17 protein-coding genes are annotated in these 20,836 nt (G+C 57.0%); 6 read left to right on the forward strand and 11 right to left on the reverse strand.

Features of this window, described 5'->3' with window-relative positions; all coding sequences use genetic code 11:
• Positions 1 to 81 precede the first annotated feature (81 nt).
• Entirely contained in the window at positions 82 to 1,149 is a 1,068-nt protein-coding gene (locus ACK83U_RS24120) for a capsule biosynthesis protein (protein ID WP_412474896.1), read from the reverse strand.
• Positions 1,150 to 1,641: 492 nt separating this feature from the next.
• Here ACK83U_RS24120 and ACK83U_RS24125 point away from each other — a divergent pair, with 492 nt between their 5' ends.
• The 5 genes from ACK83U_RS24125 to ACK83U_RS24145 all read left to right on the forward strand — a co-directional run bounded on the left by ACK83U_RS24125 (position 1,642) and on the right by ACK83U_RS24145 (position 7,720).
• Complete coding sequence (locus ACK83U_RS24125; protein ID WP_112603636.1) at positions 1,642 to 1,902, forward strand: hypothetical protein; 261 nt, start codon at positions 1,642 to 1,644, stop codon at positions 1,900 to 1,902.
• A 201-nt stretch (positions 1,903 to 2,103) separates the two neighbouring features.
• Entirely contained in the window at positions 2,104 to 4,044 is a 1,941-nt protein-coding gene (locus tag ACK83U_RS24130) for a capsular polysaccharide biosynthesis protein (protein WP_412474897.1), read from the forward strand.
• Positions 4,041 to 5,408 carry a glycosyltransferase family 4 protein gene (locus tag ACK83U_RS24135; protein WP_112603640.1) on the forward strand — a complete coding sequence of 456 codons (1,368 nt, stop codon included), beginning with the start codon at positions 4,041 to 4,043 and terminating at the stop codon, positions 5,406 to 5,408. Before ACK83U_RS24130 ends, ACK83U_RS24135 begins: the two co-directional genes overlap by 4 nt.
• Before the next feature lie 69 nt (positions 5,409 to 5,477).
• The gene (locus ACK83U_RS24140; protein ID WP_112603642.1) at positions 5,478 to 6,530 is read left to right on the forward strand and encodes an FkbM family methyltransferase; all 1,053 of its coding nucleotides are present in this window, start codon (positions 5,478 to 5,480) and stop codon (positions 6,528 to 6,530) included.
• 71 nt (positions 6,531 to 6,601) lie between these two features.
• The gene (locus ACK83U_RS24145) at positions 6,602 to 7,720 is read left to right on the forward strand and encodes a DUF6270 domain-containing protein (RefSeq protein ID WP_112603644.1); all 1,119 of its coding nucleotides are present in this window, start codon (positions 6,602 to 6,604) and stop codon (positions 7,718 to 7,720) included.
• A 28-nt stretch (positions 7,721 to 7,748) separates the two neighbouring features.
• On the opposite strand, the gene ACK83U_RS24150 is transcribed toward ACK83U_RS24145, so the two are convergent.
• Positions 7,749 to 8,558, reverse strand: coding sequence for an ABC transporter permease (locus ACK83U_RS24150; protein WP_112603647.1), 810 nt, complete (start codon positions 8,556 to 8,558; stop codon positions 7,749 to 7,751).
• Between the two features lie 164 nt (positions 8,559 to 8,722).
• On the opposite strand from ACK83U_RS24150, the gene ACK83U_RS24155 reads away from it, so the two are divergent.
• Complete coding sequence (locus ACK83U_RS24155; RefSeq protein WP_412474898.1) at positions 8,723 to 9,934, forward strand: capsule biosynthesis protein; 1,212 nt, start codon at positions 8,723 to 8,725, stop codon at positions 9,932 to 9,934.
• 8 nt (positions 9,935 to 9,942) lie between these two features.
• Here ACK83U_RS24155 and ACK83U_RS24160 read toward each other — a convergent pair whose 3' ends face one another.
• From ACK83U_RS24160 to ACK83U_RS24200, 9 genes are all read right to left on the reverse strand, one after another.
• The gene (locus ACK83U_RS24160; RefSeq protein WP_112603650.1) at positions 9,943 to 10,788 is read right to left on the reverse strand and encodes a tetratricopeptide repeat protein; all 846 of its coding nucleotides are present in this window, start codon (positions 10,786 to 10,788) and stop codon (positions 9,943 to 9,945) included.
• Positions 10,785 to 11,576: a hypothetical protein gene (locus tag ACK83U_RS24165; protein ID WP_412474899.1), complete on the reverse strand. Its 792-nt coding sequence runs from the start codon at positions 11,574 to 11,576 to the stop codon at positions 10,785 to 10,787. Before ACK83U_RS24165 ends, ACK83U_RS24160 begins: the two co-directional genes overlap by 4 nt.
• Positions 11,577 to 11,739: 163 nt before the next feature.
• Positions 11,740 to 14,058, reverse strand: coding sequence for a glycosyltransferase family 4 protein (locus ACK83U_RS24170; protein WP_112603654.1), 2,319 nt, complete (start codon positions 14,056 to 14,058; stop codon positions 11,740 to 11,742).
• Between the two features lie 159 nt (positions 14,059 to 14,217).
• Positions 14,218 to 15,408, reverse strand: coding sequence for a Hint domain-containing protein (locus ACK83U_RS24175; protein ID WP_112414992.1), 1,191 nt, complete (start codon positions 15,406 to 15,408; stop codon positions 14,218 to 14,220).
• 51 nt (positions 15,409 to 15,459) lie between these two features.
• Positions 15,460 to 16,152 carry an outer membrane protein gene (locus ACK83U_RS24180; protein ID WP_112603656.1) on the reverse strand — a complete coding sequence of 231 codons (693 nt, stop codon included), beginning with the start codon at positions 16,150 to 16,152 and terminating at the stop codon, positions 15,460 to 15,462.
• An 886-nt stretch (positions 16,153 to 17,038) separates the two neighbouring features.
• Positions 17,039 to 17,602, reverse strand: coding sequence for a DUF982 domain-containing protein (locus ACK83U_RS24185; RefSeq protein WP_412474900.1), 564 nt, complete (start codon positions 17,600 to 17,602; stop codon positions 17,039 to 17,041).
• Between the two features lie 371 nt (positions 17,603 to 17,973).
• Positions 17,974 to 18,219 carry a helix-turn-helix domain-containing protein gene (locus ACK83U_RS24190; RefSeq protein ID WP_112603660.1) on the reverse strand — a complete coding sequence of 82 codons (246 nt, stop codon included), beginning with the start codon at positions 18,217 to 18,219 and terminating at the stop codon, positions 17,974 to 17,976.
• Positions 18,220 to 18,520: 301 nt separating this feature from the next.
• The gene (locus ACK83U_RS24195) at positions 18,521 to 19,054 is read right to left on the reverse strand and encodes an NUDIX hydrolase (protein WP_112603662.1); all 534 of its coding nucleotides are present in this window, start codon (positions 19,052 to 19,054) and stop codon (positions 18,521 to 18,523) included.
• A 297-nt stretch (positions 19,055 to 19,351) separates the two neighbouring features.
• Positions 19,352 to 20,680 (reverse strand): dicarboxylate/amino acid:cation symporter, encoded by a 1,329-nt coding sequence (locus ACK83U_RS24200; protein WP_112414994.1) that lies wholly within the window; start codon positions 20,678 to 20,680, stop codon positions 19,352 to 19,354.
• Positions 20,681 to 20,836: the final 156 nt, after the last annotated feature.

Consider the following 20,836-nt stretch of genomic DNA (forward strand, 5'->3'; position numbering starts at 1 on the left):
CATCTTCATGCCAGGGAATTTCTGCCTTTGACCCCGGCGCCTCTGACGGCGCGATTCGCGCAAGACTGGAAGGAAGAATAGTCATTGCTGGGCCGCATGCTCGTAAACCTGGATCACGAAAAAGCGCACGATCCAGAAGGTTGCAAAGCAAACTGCAACCAGAATCAGAAACGAAATCAGCCGTTTTGGGTACAATGCATGGTCGGGCAAATTCGGGTCGGCGATTCGTTCGAGATACAGTTGCTGGCGTTGCGCATCGATCCTGGCGTTTTCCAGGGAGGTGGTCGCCGATGTCAGCATCTTCGCAGCCATTTCCCGCTCTAGCAGCAATTGTTCATATTGTGCGATGCGCGGCGCCATTGATCCGTCGCTGCCGACGATCCTTGTCCGTTCATCGCTGATCTGCCGTTCCATCGCCGCCACCCGCGCCCTCAGCGCCTCACCCTGCGGGCTTTGCGGCGCTTGCTCTTCTAGCGCTGAAAGCCGCGCCTTGTTGTCGGCGAGACCGTCCGAGAGCCTGGCGATCATATCCAGAGCGGCCGCTGATTGCTTGTTCGGGTCGACGAGCGCCTCGCGATTGCGAAAATCGGTCAGACTTGTCTGCATCTTGGACAGTCTCGTTTGGCTGTCATTTACCTCGATCTGAGCATAGCGAATGGCATCCTCACGGGCGCGATCGTTGAGCCGGTTGATGAGCTCTTCTGCATGCTGCACCAGGGCATTGGCCAGGCGATAAGCATCGTCAGCGCGAAATGCACGCACATCCAGCGTGGTCACGCCGCTGCCGCTGTCGGTGTGCACATTGATGAAACGAAGATAATGCTGATACAGCTCCTCATTATTGGCCTCAGCCCAGGGTAGCGGATAGCGGCTGAGGAAGTCGCCTTCCGGTCGGGAAAGAATCGCTTTCAGATCGTCCCTGCTCACCAGCGCGTCGATGGCTGCGCGCGACTTGATGAACTCGGTGACGATGTAGCTATCGTCCTGCGCGCGAACGAAGCCGGTGCTCTGAAGGAACCCGCTGAGCAGGCCGGCAGCATTTCTATTGGGGCTGCGCACGACAAATTGCGTTTCCGAGGCATATTGATCGGCGCAGATGAAGCCATAATAGATCGCCCCGAACACGCCTGGGACGACGACGATCAGCAATAGCAGCAGCTGCGATCGAACCCACCGCACAACGGAATAGGGCCAAGAAACCGGTCGGCCTATGATGACGCCGGACGAACGAGCATCCACCAGTGTAATGAAGTCGGTAAATTCCTTATTATTCTCGATGCGGCTCATCTGGGACCATCAAATTTTTCTCGGAATTGCCAAGACCATTCCACTGGCTGCCTCTCCGAAATTCCATCGGCTCTAGTGAATCTCGCGGCTTGCACCGCTCAGCATCGCCTTCTGCGACAATGCGCGGGGACGATTTAGGCGGAAATTTACTCGCAAGAGATTCCCATATATCCTTCAAAAGTCAAATATAATTCCGACGTTTGGAAATTTTTACATAGGTATGCAAGAATAATTTCCCTTCTGTCGCAATTAATACTTTAGCGACGCGATCCGTATGGCGAGGCGAGATTGCGACGGCAATAACTGCCATTCGATTAGCTGTTTTTCCCTCATTGCTGGTTCAAGGAATTCGGAATGGGAAAGCTCGGAGGCACCTTGAGGCAAGTCGGCAGTAACGTTGCGACGCATGGTCATGACGACCTGCTGTTCGGCCGGCTTCAGCGAAGCCTCCTGAAATTTCTCGCCCGCCGCCGGCGCAAATCAGCAAGTGGAATATTTGAGGATGTCATCCGGCTGCAACTGCTTTTCGTGCCCCCGAAAGCGGTTCCGCTCATGCAGCTGGCCGTGGTCGGATATCGCAGGCCCCGCCGCTCAGGCACGGGTGATTGCTCCTAGCGGCATCTCGGGGGGATTTATATGTACAAGGATTCGACGGTCTTTCCTGACGGAGCGCAATCTTCGGTCGTAAAACCAAGTGAGCAGCCGTCCTGGTTACCGCCAATCAACGCGCGGCTGCTTGCTTTCCTTCCGACGCGTCAGCGCTTTCCCCTTATTGGTCCCGCTTTTTCCGCGTCCCTCAGGCCGATCGAATTGACGATGGGTGCTGCAGATGGCGTCGTCAGCTGGGGAAACGGTCCGCTTTCCCGCCTGGCACGCCTCTATGCGCAGGTGCTGCGCCTGCCTTTCTGGACGGTGGAAGGTGGCTTCCTGCAATCGACCGGCCCGGACGCTGCTTCACCGATCTCCGTTATCGCCGACGACCTCGGCATTCATTTTTCCGCACGCCAACCTTCACGGCTCGAGGCACTGCTTCAAGGCGCGTCCTCCGATGCGGATGTTCGGCGAGCGCGGGACCTGCGGCGCTGGATCAACCGCGAGAGACTTTCCCAAGATGGCCACGTCCCCGAAGGAACGTTTCGTCTTCGCCGAAGCCATCGCAGGCGCATCCTGCTCGTCGACGAAGTGGTCGGAAATAGCGCCGTCGAAAGCGCCGGCGCCAATGCAGAGACCTTCGCGAGAATGTGGACGGCGGCTCTGGCGGAGGCAAATGCCGACATCATCGTAAAATGCCATCCCGACGTCCTCGCTGGCCGCGCACGAGGTTTTCTTCAGCCTCTTGCGCGAACCGTGGATGTGCAATTCGTGGACAAGGCGATTTCAACGCACTCCCTTCTGGATATGGTGGATGAGGTCTGGACGGTATCAAGCCAGCTCGGCCTCGAAGCTCTCCTGCGGGAAATACCCGTCGTTACCTTCGGCATGCCCGCCTATGCCGGCTGGGGACTGACCGCAGACCGTGCCGAAGGCACGGTAGCGGCTACGGCACGCTCCCGTCGAGGGCGCCATGTCAGCATAGACGAGTTTGCCGCGGCTTCATTTTTTCAATATTCGCGCTATGTTGATCCCGTCTCACGCAGTCCGATCACGGCCGAGCAGGCGGTGGAACGGCTCCTTGAATGGCGCGCTCGCGCCCGCTCGCTCACGGGCCGTTACCTTTGCGTCAATTTCTCGCTTCATAAACGCGCGGTCATGCGCCGATATCTGAGCAGTCCCCGGTCGCAAGTTCATTTCGCCAACAATCCGAGCGCTTCGGAAATCCAAAGTGCCGACACGATCGTTCTTTGGGGCAATGCTCCCGCTCCCGAGGAAGGAGTTCTATGGAAGCATGGCAAGAGATTGCCGGTCATGCGGGTTGAAGACGGGTTCATCCGCTCTTCCGGCCTTGGCAGCTCGCTCGTGCCGCCATCCTCGCTCTGCTTCGATGAGGAAGGCATCTATTTTGATGCCTCCGCGCCGAGCCAGCTCGAAACAATCCTGAACAGGACGAATTTCGATGATGCACTTCTCGAGCGGGCGCAACGCTTGCGGCAAGCCATCGTTTCCATGGGCATCACCAAATACAATCTGCCGCCGCAGCCTGCACCGGATTATCGTGCACTGGCCGAAGGCCGCACCATCGTTTTGGTGGCCGGCCAAGTTCCGAACGACGCCTCATTGCGCTTCGGCATGGCAAGCCATTCCTCCGATATCGAACTGCTGAGGGCCGTCCGACGCGCCAGGCCCAAGGCGTTCATCGTCTATAAGCAGCATCCGGATCTTCTAGCAAAGGCGACCGGCCGTCACCCAACTCCATCCCCGCCAGCGGAGGCCGCCGATCTGGTGATCGGCAATGTCGATCTGGGCAACCTTCTGAGTGTGGTCGACGAAGTTCACGTCGCAACCTCGCAGATCGGATTCGAGGCGCTGCTGCGCGAAAGACCGGTATGGTGCCATGGCCTCCCCTTTTACGCGGGCTGGGGTCTGACGCATGATGCGGTCGTCTCCTTGCGGCGAAAGCGGGTGCTAACGCTTGATGCGCTGGTTGCAGGCACGCTCATCCTCTATCCCCGATACTGGTCGAATATCACCAATCTTCCATGCGAGGCGGAAGACGTCGTCGCCGAACTCTATCGCTCCCGCCAGGGCATTGCTCCAAATCCATCGCGGCGGCGCTGGCTGGCGCAGGCTATCCATATGCTTGAGGCCAGAAAATTATGACCAAGCCCGTCGTCATGGATATTTCTCGATTGATGGAACGGGCGCATTGCCCGACGCCCACCGGTATCGATCGCTATGAGCTTCATTACGCCAACTGGCTGAACGAACGCCGCAAACGGACTGCCTTGACAGATTTCGATGCGATTTCGCAGCCGTCCTGGTTTGTCGAGACCGGTCGCAACAGCGCCGTTGCCATTCCGTCCGAACGGGCGGACAGGCTGGTCTCCATGCTCAACAGCCGCTGGTCGGCGACAGATATATCGCCAACGCAGGCCGCTCTTCTCGAACGGATTTTCGCCGCTATCGACGGCAAGATCAGGTGGCAGGCCGCAGCGGAAGTAAGGGCAGGCGAAGCCCATACGCAAAAGCTGCGCAAGATCGCGCATGCTGTCGCCAGCCATTTCACGCATGGCCTGCTGCTGCCGCCCAGGGCTTCCTTTGTCCACGTGTCGCACAGCCGGCTGGATCGAACATCCGCCTTCTCCTGGCTTGGAGAAACCGGTCGCAACGGCGTCTTTTACGTCCACGACCTTATCCCGCTATCGCATCCGGAATTCGTCCGACCGGAGGAGCCTGAGCGGCATCGCCGCAGGATGGAGACGGTGCTGAAACACGCATCGCTGGTGCTTTGCAATTCGCAGGTAACCGCACGTGCCCTGCGCACGTTTGCTCAGCTGAGCGACAGGACACCCCCCTCGATCGCAGTCCTGCCTCCAGGCATCGAGCGTTGCTTCCTCTCTCCGCCAAACGACATGCCGCGCCCCCGGATGCCTTACTTCGTGACGCTCGGAACGATCGAACCGCGCAAGAACCACATGCTATTGCTGCATCTGTGGCAATATCTGGCCGAACGTGATGGGGCGATGGCCCCGCGGCTCGTAATTGTCGGCAAGAGAGGATGGGAAAACAGTCACATCTTAGCAATGCTGGAACGATGCCCTGCCCTGCCCGGGCTCGTCATCGAGGTGCCGGGGCTAGAGGATGCGGCTTTGGCGCGGTTGGTCGCCGGCGCAGCTGGTCTTTTGGCTCCATCCTTTACCGAGGGTTACGGCATGCCCGTCGCCGAGGCGATCGCGCTCGGCACACCGGTCATCGCCTCCAACATCAGTGCGCATCGTGAAGCCGCCGCCGGACAGCCCGCCATCTTCCTCGACCCGCTTGATGGGCTGAGTTGGAGAGCCGCGCTCGACATGATCACCGCCTCGCCACAACGCCGAATGAAACCCGGCCCATCGAGCGGGTGGGACACGCATTTCGATGATTTGGAGACACTGATCGAAGCCGATTTTTCGGCGCGACGCCACGCTGCCCAACGGGCTCCGCGGCGCATCGAGAGAATATCGACCTCGCCGGTTTTTCAGTGAGGGGCAACAGTGCAGGCAAAAGACGGTAACTACATAAATACGGTTGATCAAAGATCTGGGAGCAGCAAAGTGACAAGCTTTTACGACATCGAGAACTGCTACAAATTCATCCTCGGCCGCGCAATGAACGAGGATGAACGTAACGTCATCGGACAGAATCTATTGCAGCTGACGGACGTTTCTCTTGAGGAGCATCGTCGGCGTTTCCTCAGCTCATACGAATTCCATCACCGCCATAGCGAGCTTCTTTTCAACAATTTCGTGCCGAAATCGATTTTCGTTTTGTTCGAGACCAAATACAATTTTAAATTGTATCTCGATCTGCGCCAGTATCACATATCTTTTGGCATCATGAGCGGCGAATATGAGAAATTCGATGTCGATCTCGTCAAGGCCATTCTGCCCGAGACCGGGCAGTTCATCGATGTCGGTGGCAATGTCGGATACTACTCACTCTCCATTGCTGCCCATCCGACATTCAAAGGAACGGTCCTTGCCTTCGAGCCGCTACCGAAGCTCTGGGATCTGTTCAACCGGTCAATCCTGGAGAACGGCTTTGAAGATCGCGTTAGCGTTCGCCAGCTCGCGCTTGCCGATGTGCCAGGCGAGCTACAACTCAATAATGCCGAGGATACCGTCAACGCCGGGGCGACGCGGCTAGTTACGAATTCGACCGACACCAAGGTCGGGCGCATGACCAAGGTCGAGACACTCGACCGCGTCGTCGGTGACCTGCGGCCCGATGTTATGAAGGTCGATATCGAGGGTGCGGAAGGCTTGTTCCTGAAAGGCGCGAAAAAAACGCTCTCGGCACATAAGCCCTCGCTCTTGATGGAGATCAACCGCGACATGCTCTCCGTCCTGTCGAAAACGACGCCCGGTGCGATCCACCAGCAATTTACCGAACGCGGTTACCGCATCTGGAACAGTGCACAAAATAAGTTGACCCGGATGACCTCACCTGAGGAACTCGACTTGAATTTTCAGGTCGGCACGGTCGCGAACATCCTGGCCGTCCATGACGATCGCGCCGATAACGTCAGCGAAAGTCTTCAGCGGCTTGGGCTGACGCTTGGGTCGACGAAGGCAAAGAAACAGCGTCAGCGAGAACCGGCGCTTTAGCCCCATCAGTGCCCGATTGTGCGATGTCGGTGCGAGACACCGGCATGTCCGCATCTTATACGGAGACATGATTGCGCAAGCAGATCAATGACATAGCTGAGGTCGCCTACTACGGCTCGTGCCCGAGCGAGGAGTTCGTTCGCCACGCCTTTCCGAATAGCAGAATCCCGTTTTTCTGCTACGGCATCAATGTCGCCAGCTTCATGGACGAGCGGAAAACAAACCTCAGAGCGATCGAGGCATGGCCGGAGCGGATCAAGAAAAGGCTGCACTTCGAAGCACGTAAGGGCTTCCGGGAGCGACTGAGGCAGGCAGCCCCGAAAATGCTTGTCGTCGATTTCAGCCGCATCACGCGCGCCTCGCTCATGCGCTACAGGAACACCTTGCTGACAGTACCCTATGAGCTACTGGAGGCGGGACCGGATTTGCAGCGGGAAGCTTTCGGTATCTTCAAGATCATCCCCTTCGGCTGTCGTGAATTTTGGACGCACGTGATCGCGGCAATGAAAGCATTTTGCGATTTCGTGAACACAGAAATTCCCGATACGAGGCTGATTCTGCTCGACGTTCCGCCCACCGCCGATTATCGCGGCACGCTCATCGACAGCAATACCTATATGATCGACTTCTGCCGCTGGCAGATGCGCTATCCGATGTCGCGCATGCTCGTCGACTTCTGCCTGGAGCATATCGAAAACAGCCGGGTGCTAACGCCGCGCACTGACCTCTATTCCGACGACACCGCCCTCTATGGACCTGCACCGATGCATTATTCTGCCGAGGTCTGGAAGGAGATGGCGGGGCGCTTCCATGCGGATGGCGGTTTCGAAGGCTTGCCTCGCTCCAGCGACCTGCTCTCGATCCTTACTAATTATTCCGGCCTTATGGATGCGTTCACCAGGACCGCGTTGTCGAACCAGAACCTTCACCGGTTCAGCCTCGATATTCTGCATGGGGCACTACCCTATCTTTTCGCAAAAATCAGCAGTCCCGCTCACAGCCATTTCGGCGATCCAATCGATTCCCACGATGTCGTTGCCGCCTTTCGTTGGATTCTTGGCCGTGAGCCAGAATCCGCAGAAACCTTCCTCAACCACTACGCGCTACACAACCGCGGCGAGCTGCGTGAAACGCTGCTGCGTTCCTTCGAATTCCAGAGCCAGGTGCCTCACTATGCCAAGCAGCAGTAGCGCGGCGGGAAACCGGACGATGAGCGCATCATTCGAACTTGATGTGGCTGCGTGCCACGTTGACCAGAAAGAGGCCGACGGCGGTGGTGAACAGGCAGCATTTCAAAAGATAGCTGACGTCGTAGAAGGTTTGCACCGTGTCGCCAAATACGCCGGCGCGGAAAAGCTCAAAGCAGTGGACGGTTGGGACATAAAGCGCCAGCTTCTGGGCGCCACTGGGAAGCCAGGCCACCATGAAGAACATGCCGCAGATCGGCAGCGTCAGATATTGGAACGGCGGTATGAACTTCTCGACGAACTCGAACCGCTCCGAACTCGCGGCAAAGATAAGCCCTACTCCGAACGAAAACCAGGCCATGAACAGCCAGCCCGTCAAAAGCAGGCCGAGATCCTGGAACGGCGGTATGATGCCTGCCAAACGCGCAACCGTGTAGACCACGATGAGCGCTGCGGTCGTGCCGGCAATCTCCAGAAGCGCACGAGCAATCAGCGCATCCGCGAAGCGGATCTGACGATGATACATCAGAGGCATATTTTGACGCAGGCAAGAGACCGCGTGACCACTTATGTGGCGCCAGAGCGTCAGCGGCATGTAGCCGCTCAAAACGAAGGCCGCGACCGTCAATCCGTGCGCCTCGTGATTGAGCAGCGTCCACATGATCATGACACCCGTGGTCAGGATCATCGGTTCCAGCGCAAGCCAGAGAAATCCGATGTTTTCCCGCCCGTAGCGTATGAGCATTTCGCGCATGATCAGCGCACCAAGGACGCGGCCCTGAATATTCAATCCGGTAATGAACTGCGAATTCCCACGCGCGCTTGCCGATACCTGATGCACTCGAAGCCCTCCTGGTCGCTACGCCGTCTCCCTCAGACGGTCGGTCAACGATACCGGCGGAGTGCGACCGCTCAACCTTCATTGCGCCGGACTTGGACAATTACCGTCCATAGCATCCGCTTGCGGATATCCAACGACAGGCGATCATCAGAAAGGGCATGGCCATGGCTCTGATAAACTCCGAGAACGAAAATAAGAAAGTGGATACCGAGCAGCGCTCGCAACCTTTACGTCAAATGGTCGCAAAATCGATCAGCGGACCGACAAAAGCCCGCAGGCATCGCAAGCGCCTTGGCCGTATGCGCGTTTATCTACTGACAGTTGTCGCCCCTACCCTTGCCGTCAGCGCCTATTACGCGTTTATCGCCGCCCCAATCTATGTATCGGAATCCTCCTTCGTCGTTCGTATGGCGGCGCCACCATCATCCAGCGTCTTCGGCTCTCTGTTGCAGAACAGCGGGATTACGCGCTCGCAGGACGATACTTTTTCCGTGCAGGAATATATTCGCTCGCGTCAGGCGCTGAAGGAACTTGCCGAACGGCTTCCCGTACGTGCTATTTTCGGCAGCCCGCAGGCGGACTGGCTGACGCGCTTTCCACGCTTCTGGGAAACCAATAGCGAGGAACAGCTCTATAGTTACTATTCGAACCGGGTGTCCGTCATTCACAACGACACCACGGGTATCACCGTCCTGCGGACGACGGCCTTTCACGCGCAGGATGCCGCGGACATGAACACATCATTGCTGGCGCTCGGCGGCGATCTTCTCGACCGGCTCAACAACCGCGCCCGCGGCGATGCGGTTCGCTTTGCCGATGGCGAGGTGCAACAGGCGCAGCAGCGGGTCATCGACGCGCAGAGAAACATAACGAACTTCAGAAACAAGGAGCTGATGATCGACCCGAATGCCAGCTCCATGTCGATGATCGATCTCATCAGTAATCTGACGTCGGCTCTCGCCAACACGCGGGCACGCCTTGCAGAAACACGCAAGACTGCGCCGGACAGTAACTCCATCCCGTTTTTGACGAGTCAGGCTGCTGCACTGGAGCAGCAAATCGAGAGTGAACGAGCCAAAATGGTCGGATCGGATAAATCCGTCGCGCCCAGAATTGCCGATTACGAAAGTCTCGTCCTGATGCGGGAGTTTGCCAACAAGGCGCTCGTTGCCTCACTCGATGCACTCGAAGCAGCCAGGGCTGATGCGCGCCGCCAGCAGCTGTATCTCGAGGTCGTCGTTCCACCGCAGATGCCCGACGAGGCAGAGATGCCTTATGAGCTCAAGAACATTACAGTCGTTTTTCTGTCCTTGAGCCTTTGCTACCTGTTGGGCTGGCTCATGGTCACCGCCATCAGGGATCACGAAAGCGGCTGATCCCGAAATCAATCAGGATGCCAGAAGCAGGTATAAATCTCCGCCATGCAGGCGCGGATTTCTCGGCTGGCGATCGAATCCGGCGTAACATGGCCATAGAGACTGAATTCCGCATCGCGTGCGCGAATGTAATATCGCAAGGCAGCATCGATATCGCGCATGGCCTTGTACAGATGCGCAGTCTGGATTTCGACGTCGATCACTGAGGCTGCATCGAGGTTTTGTGCGTGTTCACGATAGACATCGTAGAGCCTCAGCGCTTCGTCGAAATCGCCGGCTTCCTTGGTCGCGTTGGCGTAAACGGCAATCAGATCGATTTCGCCATCCGTCTCCACCAGATCGTACAATTGCGCCCGCGCCTGATGCCAGCGCCGTGATTGAAGCAATTCCATCGCGTTCTGGCGTTTGCGCTCTATATCGATGCGCGAAAATCGAAGACGTGCCGACTCCAGATGAGCGGCGATATCAGCATTATCGGGCGCGAGAACATGGGCTTGCTCGTACCATTGAAGTGCGGATTCCCACTCATTCATCCGATTGTAGAGGTGCCCGAGTTGGAGATGAATATCGACATCGTCGGGCTCTTCCGCGAGGAAGTGCTGGTATGCCTCAAGAGCGGCATCGAAATCGCCATTCTCCTTGTGAGCGTGCCCCAGCTGAACGAATAGCGATACACGCGCGGGATTTTGCTTCAGCGCCTGCTGATAATAGAAGGCGGCCGCCGCCCAATCGCGCCGATCGCGCGCGGCATCAGCCGCGGCGAGAGCATTGACCGGCGTATCGGCTTCGGCTGCCTCTTTCTCCGCCTGGCCGACGCGCAGGAGCGTCGATGCAAATCTCAGTTCTCGTCTCATGATACGCGCCGCATCGAAATGTTTCGAGGACGCAGCCAGCGGTCTTCGGGAGAGCGCTCGTGAATGCGAACACGCAATTCGATGAAACGATGCTCCCGCTTGATGGCCACACAAACGGTTCCGGAGAACGAACCCACCAGCGTCATGACCTGTAGAAAATCGAGACCTGAATTGGCGACGATCTCGATATCGAGCCTGGCCGTTTGCGGTTGGATAATGTCGAGATCCAGCAACCAGTCGCCTTCCGTCATGCTGCGCTTGGGACCTGTCAACAGCCAGCCCGACTGCACCGTCCAGTTGCCGTCATTGATCTGCAGCGGCTGGCACAGGAGATCTGGAGCGATCATCCAGCCGACGTTTTCGAGCTCACGCACAAGGACGAGCATCGCCTGACCATCCGGATTGACCAGCAGCCCCGACGGCGTGATGTTTGCGTTGGAGGCATCGGGCAGATCATGTGTGTCATCGTCATCTTCAGGCAGCAGCGTATCCCAATACGCTGTCTTGCCATCCCGGCGCGCAATGGCGACAATCCGCTTCACCACGTCTCTTCGCTTAAGGACGCCGCGCCTAAGGTCGAACTCCATCCCTAACCGCTCGGCGGATGTCGGATCGCGGCCGCAGATCCGCGAAAATGCATGGCGCAGGAAAGCCGGGTCATCGTCTTTCGCGAATCGAACGAAATTCTCCACCATGGCGAACTGGTCCGGTTCCCGACGCAATGCATGCAGGCCGGACAGGCCGTTCAATGATTGCGGGACGGGACGGCGAGCCTTCAGCGCGTCCACCACACGCAGCCGACTAGTGCCGCCGCGAATGGCGTTTGCAAGCGAAAGACGATCGTCCGCTGTCAGATCGACCTCCGTCAGGTCCAATGCCTTTGCCCAAGCGTCGATGAAGGATTCCGCGGGCAAGGAGAACACGTCTTTCGGCAGCGAGCTCAAAGGCTGCCTATGCAACTCGGCGATGGTCAATATTTTCCCCCAACATCTTCTCGATGGCTGTGACATGCCGCGCGGCAGTGCGCGGATAGGAATACCAGTGGGCGGCCTGGCTGCGGTCTCGATCCAACATCGAGAGCAGCGAGGGATTTTGAGCAAGGCTGAGAAGCGCTTCCGCGATGCACTCTATCTCGGTACTCCTCACGACGTGACTGAACGGCCACAAGTCGCGCAGAACAGGCGAGCGAGAGCAAAGCAGCGGGCGGTCAACGCTCATCGCGATACGCGCTGCCCCGGTCGCCGTTTCGGTCGAGTGGCCATACAGGAAGGAAAGCAGGTCGCAGGTCATAAGTTCGCGACGCAGCTCTCTTTCCGGAATGAAGTCGAAACGTGCGGTGATCTTGTCGGATAGTCCGAGATAGGCGATCAGATTTTCGATCATGGCGCGTGCCGCACGCGATTCGTCGTTGGGCACCGTGCAGTTGAACAACTTGAGGCGCAGTCTCGGCTCGTAGTTCAATGCCTCCGCAAAGGCCAATACCAGACGGTCGATATTCTTGTGTGGCATCAGGAACCCAAAGGAACCGATGGTGAAATGCGACGGGTCCGGCGCAGGTGCATCTTCCGGCACCAAGAGGACACCGTGCGGTATGACGATCGGGTTCGGGTGGCCGGCAGCCGAAACGGCTGCCGCATCCTCTGCCGAATGTAAGAAGACGATGTCGAATGCGCGGGTCCAGTCGAGTGACCCACCGCGCAGCGCCTCTTTCACGCTATGCATGGTCAGCACGCGCAGCCGATGACTGGTTGCTGCGATCGGCTGGGCCAGTAATTCCATATCCGGTGTTGAGAAATGCCCCGGATGATGTTGCATCCATAAGACATCGCCGCGTGCCTGCTCCAGCCGTCCAGCCAGGCGTTTCAGCGAAGCAAGATCATAGCCCCACAGCCTCGACATGCTGCGCGGTGTTGCCTCGATCATATCAACGGGCGCTTCGGGCAGCGCATCGTCCATGATCCGCCGGGCAAAGATATGCTCGATCCTGCCCTCGAATGGGGGCGTGCTATAGAGGTGCTGCGAATAGGTGGCGATACCGCACTGCTGTTGCCAAGAGGAGATGAGATCGATGGTCCAATCCTGCCGTGGTTGGGCCGCTGTCCGCACGGATTTTGCAAGAGCGCTCAGGGTACGGATAGCGACCGATCTCCAGCTGAAATGCGCTTTCAACAGTGATTTCGCCTTTTGCGTTCGGCTTTGAGCCTCGTCGGGATGGTCGAGCACAGCGCGCATCTGCGTTCCCAGATGCTGCACGGAGGGTTCGGCCCAAAGACTATGAGAGCCGGCCACATGAGCCTGAGATGCCGACATATGGCAATCGACCAGCCAAGCCGTGTCGGGACGGCAGAAATCGAGCTGGCCGCTGTAATTCGTGGTGACAACGGGAACATCGAGCAGCATAGCTTCCGCCAACGGCAAGCCGAAACCCTCGCCCCTGCTCGGCGCCACCAACATCGCGGCCGATCGATAGAGCGCGCGGAGCTGGCTTGGATTGTAATGCTTGTCGATGATGGTGATGGGGGGAGCATCGGCGAGTCTGTCACGCCTGTCGGCCAGAACAGATGCCGAGATATTATTCGGATTCGGAAAAGTCTTGATTACCAGTTCGACCGGATCATCCGCACGGAAGCTGTCCAGGAACGCATCGATCAGGACGTCGACACCCTTGCGCGGAAAGCAGGAAGAGACATGCAGAATGCGTCTGCGTCTGCTTTCGGGCAATGGGGATGGCACGTCTTCAGCAAGAGCCGAGAGATGATCACAGCCATTTCCGGTAACTTCCACCGGTATTGTGACGCCGGACCGCGCGAAACTGTCGCGAACGAAATTCGAAATGACGGTTACAAGGTCGAGATCGCGGTTGAAGCGATCCACCAGGTATTGCGGAAATTCGAGCTCCTCCCAGGCAAAGGCAACATAGGCATTCTGCCGTCCGACCATGTTATGGGTCACCGGGGGCCAGGTATTGCGGAGATGGATGTCGAATGTCTCTTTGAACGGGTAGTCATCGCGCATTCGGCGGATGATATCCGGTGCTGTCGCCAGGTTGACATCGCTCTGCCAATCGTCTTCGGCCGTATGACAAGTGAGATTGATGCCCAAATCGATGAGCGCCTGCGCAAGGTGGCGATTGACGATCGCCAGGCTGTAATCGCCTTTGAACACCCCGTCGAAGAAAACTGTCTTGCCGGCAAATTTTTCGATCAGCGATCGCTCATTGATGCGGTCTGCATCGAGCAAGTAGGGCGAGACAGCATCGTCATGGCGCATTCAGTACTCCCAAGCGCTGAAAACAAAAAATGAACGATATCTTTGGGGCTAAGAGTTTCTCGGCCAAACGAAAGTCGAGATGGGACCGACACCTCAACATCCCGCTTCAATCGCCTGCGGGCGGTCTTAACCGCCCGCAGTTCGCTTTGCATTCGAGTATCAGGATGCTTGCGCATCCTGAACGATGTAACCCAGTTCCTCGGCTCGCTGTTCAAGGATCGCGCGGGCTTGCTCCAGCACCTTGCCGGCATAGACCGGAGGATAGCACCAGTCGTTCCAGTTGCGTGTTGCCGTGCCCGACATCGCGCCGAACCGCAGGACGCCCGGTTCAAGGAAGGACATGCGGCCACCGAGATCGAGATAGGTTTCCGTCGGAGCGCCTTCGGCGAGAATGATCGAGTGCTGCTCCAGTTCGATATGGAAATACTCGAAAGGTGCCAGCGTCGCCTCCTGGGTAACGGTGGTGCCGTTGATGAGGAACTTGGCGGGGATCAGGGACTCCTCGAGGAACATGCAGTGGTCCGGAGAGACGTAGAGATCCCGGGATGGAATATTTTCCGCAAATGCCCCCACCCGGATACGGATCGGAAGCGTATCGCGGGGCTTATCGATTGCCTTCGGATCGAGCCGACGTCGACCGACCCATTTGATATCCGCCACGCCATTGTGCGTGACCACAAGATCCCCGACCCGCAAATCCTCGACCGGAGTATCTCCCTCGGGCGTCCGGATGAGCGTACCGCGCAGGAAGCAGCTCGTGAAGGTCAGCGTGTCGGTGTTGGCATCGTAGCTGTACGTGACGCCGGCCGGTATCGTATAGGAACCGAGCGGCACTGCGTTCAACAGACCGCCGAAGAAGGTAACGGTATTCCCGGATTGCGAGACAACATTCGAGCCAACAACTTCGATCTTGTCGCCGGATTGAACGTTCACCACATTTGGCGGGGTTGAGAGGTTCAAATTGATCCCGCCGGGATTGTAAGCGAACAGCCCACTACCGTTTGCGTTGGCAAAGTCTACGGTAACGCCATTCAACAATCCAACCGTCAGCAAGCTCGAGTCGACGGTAATGCTGGATCCAGCACCGATTGCATAGGTATAAGTCGAGCCAGCTCCAATGTTGGCGAGGCCTGCATCGATCGTCACGTTCGCACCGTTGATCGCTTCGATAGTTGTGCTCGAAAGCGCACCAGTACCAACAAGACTGCTGATATTGACGTCCACGCCATCAACGATCACCGTGCCGTTGGAAACCAGATTGAGCTGGATTGTATCTCCCGCTGAGCCAGCATTGCTGCTGTCGATCGTAGTCGTGCCGTTGTTGATTAGGTTGATGCCAATCAAAGCCATGTTATTATCCTCTCCATTAGATTAACACATTGTCTTCAAGGCAAACTATTGTCAGAACTTGTAGTTCAGACCCACACGAATGGCATGGAAATCAAGGCTGGCTTTGGAGTTAAGGGCGTCCCCACCCATGTTGCTGCTGCCGAAATCAACATACTGATATTCGAGTTTTGCCGTCACATGGTCGGTGAAAGCATGTTCGACACCGGCACCGACAGTCCAGCCGGCCTCGGTCTTGTCATCGTCGAAGCTTACGCCGGCCAACGCGCCCTTGTATTTGACGTGTCCATAGGCGAAGCCGCCGGTTCCGTAGAACAAGGTGTTGTCATAGGCATAACCGATGCGAGGACGAACGGTGCCGTACCAATCGATCTTGGAAGATGCGCTTGCGATATCGCTTCTGAAGGAATCGCTGATGTCAGCACCCTGGAAATCAGCTTCAAGGCCGACTACCCAGTTAGGATCGAACTGATAGTTGTAGCCGATTTGACCACCACCGAGAAAACCGGATCCCTCAAGCTTGCCAAACCTGCCAAGATAATCTCCGAACGAATGGAAACCGACAGTGTCGTTGCCGCCAAAACCGCCGCCGGCGTTCACACCCACATAGAAGCCGGTCCATGAAAATACCGGCGCCGCTTCAACAGGAGCTTGAGGCGGTGTGGAAACCGCAAGATCCGCTGCATAAACGGTACTCCCCGCAACCGCCGCCATCAGAAAAACGGTGGATCCCAAAAACTTGCGCATTCGAAAATTCTCCTTAAAGGAATTCACGAGATTCAACATGTAACTTGTGAAAGTTCACGTTGAAGCCATAATATCGGCGTGATTATAGCTGTAAATACGTGATCGCTAATAAATATTTTCATAAACTATACATTATTTGTATAACGCTGTCGCAATATGTATTGAGGTAACGGTGATTCTATACTTTGGGATCACCCAAATATTCCGGAATCTACCGTTGTCGATCAACACGGTTTAGAGTCGGATGGCGGGCTTCGCGTCGCTGCATGCGAATAACTTGTTTCGTCGGCAAAAGGCCGCCGTCAATTTCCGGTGACGTAATTGGATGCAACCTGTCGCTTTCGATATAGACAGTCCACGCGCTGTTCTGCAGGTTTCGAGCGCTACCGCAGATACCAATCTGCTGCGCCGGGAGGCCTGACGGGGCGGACCCTTTGAAGGAACGTCTGGCCTCCCAACTGTACTCAATGCCCTGCCCCAACCTCCCTTTCGGAAAGAGCCTGCCGGCAGCGCATGCACGAAAACAGACGTATATGGGCTGTGCTTGCCATTGCATTCAAACAGGAGAAGAACTGGGCATCTCGGGCTGCAGCATTACGAGACAAGCGGCGTGTCGGTGTTAGGTATCGGCTTACTTTGAAACCGGCTTTCCAACGTCAGGCGCAATCGGACCTCCGCTGTCGCTTTGCGTATGGACGACAGGACAGTGAAAAGCCACATCTTTGTAGCTATCGCAACCGCCAATTTGCGATGGACGGGAGGCCCGGCCGCCTTGCTTCAAGCACTGGTCGGGCCTCCTCGTTTGCACCATGCAGTTGCGCCTTTTCACGCACACGCTGTGGTGCTCTGCGATTCCAGGGGACGGGAAGGTTTAACAGACCGGGCTTTAATCGCCGGCGATAACAACGCGTATACTCACCGCATCTGCGGCCTTCAGGAAAGCAGAGCGAACCTGCTCAGGTGAGGCTCTGCCTTTGACGCCGTCGATACAGGCTTGCAGCGCTTCTTCGAAGGCATCCCCGCTGCGGATCGGCCATTGCGTGGTAAGATACTCGATTGCCTGGCCAATTGAAGCGATGAATTGAAGCTCGTCACCATCACGCGATGCGATGCCGATAGGCGCGAATGCCAGTTCTTCTGGATCGCTGGAGGCGTCAAATGACGGCGCCTGATCTCGATCCCCCGCGTTTTCGGATTTCGCGTATCGCCGTCTCGTCACGAGCGTGGCGAGCAACGTCATGTCCCGAGCGATCTGGTCCAAGGCTGCTAGTTTGTCCTCTTTAGCTGGCGCTCGATCCAAACTACTCCCTTCAGCTTGCGTTCGCTCCTGGGGTAATGGCGTGCGGTCATCCGCGTTCGTCTGAGGACTGGGAACTTCAACAGGGATTGAATTAACGAGCTGCTCACCGTGATCGAGGTCGGCGCCGCCATTCTCATCATTCCGCCGCATGCTGTACGTCCCAATGAGCGCCATCGAATACATCTCACTTACGGCAGGCGTGCCGTATCATGCTGCTTCGATAAAAGTACGACTAATAAAACGTATTTGATTGGTACAGGTTAAAGCTTTGAAACGATTTTGACCAGTATCGCGACAGGAAAAAGAGCGAATACTCATAAAATCACACGAATATTGGCTTATTTTCGATGTATAATTATGGGAGTTTTCGCTTAGAAAGCCGATAGACATGCATGAGCGCGACCGGCGCTTTTCGGAAGTCGTCACGCCGACCCGGTGCATGTCGCGTCAAGATCTGCGGTGTTTTGCGACGAAAAGTGCCGTCGGAACTTTGAAGGGGCGCACCGAAGTGCGCCGCCTGCTCAGACGATGAAGAAAGTCGATGGCGGAACCTGTAATGCGGTGGCAATACGGCGAAGTTTTGCCGGATCGGCCTCGGCCCCAGCCTCGATTTCAATGATTTCCTCGCTGGTGAGGCCGCAGGTTTCCGAGAGGTCGTCAATCGTATAGCCGATGGCTTCACGCGCCTGCCGCACAGCAGCAGCAATCTCACCATCAGGAACCGTAGAAACCTTTGAACTATCGATATTATTCGGAGTAATGGACATGAAATTTCTCCTTCCAAAGTCCGCCGGCCAAATCGTTGCCGGGTGAAGGCAGCTATTGCAGCCATGAGGCATATCGACCTAAACAGACACGGCCGAACGCTGCGTCAATATAGGCATCAATGCGGCGAGGGCAAGCACGGAAGCGCATAGCTGCCAATCGCCTGGCTCTCGGCTAATTTCGCGATTTAATATTCTGTGATAGCGACAACACGTCACGGTTACAGAGGAACGAGCACTGCAGCGCGCCGTCTTGCGACGACAGCCGCCGGCCGGCTGCGAACCCACTCAGTAACGATGAAGATCATTTCTTGCCTTTTGCCTTGCGCACCTTTCGCTCAGCCGCAAGCAAAAGTCCCTTGAGTTCCGGTTCACGCACACGGTTGGCTGCTTCGACGAAGGAAACCCACTCGACACGGCGCTGGCCTCGCTCCGGGAAGTCCTGAAAGGTCTGATCAACCTCAAGCAGATGTAATCCGACAATGCAGGGAACGCGATTGCCGTCGGCAAGCTGCTTTAAATAGGTGAAATAGCCGAACGGCTTTTTCTTAACCTTGCCGCGTACGCCGGCTTCTTCGTAAGCCTCGATGGCAGCAACTTCATGCGGCTTCTTGCCCTTGATCGGCCAGCCCTTGGGCACGACCCATCGGCCGCTTTCCCGGCTGGTGACGACGAGCATCTCGGCTTCATCGCAGTCGGGCGCCTTCCTGTAGCAGATGGCGGCATATTGCTCATGGACTTGGCCGTGCAGCAACTCGTCCGCATGGGAGGCAAGTTCGGACAGAAAACTCTCCGGCCGTCGCAAGGCTTTTTGCTGCGCTGAGAGTGAGGAAGCCATGTGCGCTACTCGCGACATGGTCGATCGACGCACATGCTCCTCGAAGCTGGCTGGCTTGTGCTCACAAAAATCGTCTGTGACACGCTGCCCTCCTGTCCGCTCGGGTTTCGTCGAAATTCACAACTGTCAGTATGATGCTGTGAGCTGTTGCAGTGACAGTTTTATGAAGGCGACTGTTGATGATGCCAGGGGCAGCAGCCATCTGGCGGTGCTACACGAAACTGTGATCGAACGGAACGGAAGTGGAAAAACAGCCCTCGAAAGGGCCGTTTCATCCTTGGGAGGATAATGCGAAGTTTACTCGGCGGCCTGCAGGGCAGGCACCTCGATTTCTTCGCCTAATTGCCCCGCCATGGCGGCGGCAAACTTGGTCTGGTCGAGCTCGTTTTCCCAACGGGCGACGACGATCGTAGCAACCGCATTGCCGACGAAGTTCGTCAGTGCCCGGCATTCGGACATGAAGCGGTCGATGCCGAGGATCAGCGCCATGCCGGCGATCGGAACCGAAGGCACGACTGCGAGCGTCGCGGCAAGCGTGATGAAGCCTGCACCGGTGATGCCGGCAGCACCCTTGGAGCTCAACATGGCGACGAGCAGCAGCAGGATCTGGTCGCCGAAGGTCAGCGGCGTATCAGTTGCCTGAGCGATGAACAGCGCCGCCAGCGTCATATAGATATTAGTGCCGTCCAGGTTGAAGGAGTAACCCGTGGGGATAACGAGGCCGACGACGGAGCGTTTGCAGCCGGCACGCTCCATCTTGTTCATCAGGCCCGGCAATGCAGCTTCGGACGACGAGGTGCCGAGAACGAGCAGCAGCTCTTCCTTGATGTAGCGGATCAGCGCCAGGATCGAGAAGCCGTTATAGCGAGCGACGGCGCCGAGCACGACGAGCACGAACAGTAGCGATGTGGCGTAGAAGGTGCCGATCAGGAAGGCCAGATTGGCGATCGTGCCGATACCATATTTGCCAATAGTGAAGGCCATGGCGCCGAAGGCACCGATGGGAGCGAACTTCATCAGCAGGGCAACCATGCGGAAGATCGGCGTGGTCAGTGCCTGCAGGAAGTCCGTCACCGGGCGGCCGCGTTCGCCGGCAGCGCCAAGCGCAATGCCGAAGACGACCGAGAAGAAAAGCACCTGGAGAATATCGCCCTTGGCGAAGGCGCCGACGATGGTATCCGGAATGATGTTCATCAGGAAGCCGACGACCGAGGCGTCATGGGCCTGTGCCGCATAGTTGTTGACGGCCTTCGTATCCAGCGTCGCCGGATTGATGTGCATGCCGGCACCCGGCTGCACGACGTTGGCAATGATGAGACCGACGATCAGCGCCAAAGTCGAGAAGGTCAGGAAGTAGATGAACGACTTGCCGACGACGCGACCGAATTTCTTCAAGTCCGACATGCCGGCGATGCCGGTCGTGACCGTCAGGAAGATGACGGGCGCGATGACCATGCGCACCAGCTTGATGAAGGCATCGCCGAGCGGCTGCAACGACGTGCCGAGCTGCGGATAATAGTGACCAAGCAGGATGCCGGCAGCGATGGCGGTGAGAACCTGCACATAGAGATGCCGGTAGAAGGGAACTTTGGCGCGCGTTTCCGCGGCAGCGATGGGAGCAATCATGATGTCCTCCGTTAAGCCCAACCGATCTCTCGGCCCTCCGGGCGACGACTAGAATTCAACAGCCTCCGACTGTTTCATCATCTTTTGCAATGACCGTGCCAAATGCGCGCCATGATTTTAACACATTGCTTTTGTTGAGTTTTCATTTCCGGCTCG

It is taken from the genome of Rhizobium sp. WW22, assembly GCF_047041135.1.
In the GTDB taxonomy this organism is placed as follows: domain Bacteria; phylum Pseudomonadota; class Alphaproteobacteria; order Rhizobiales; family Rhizobiaceae; genus Rhizobium.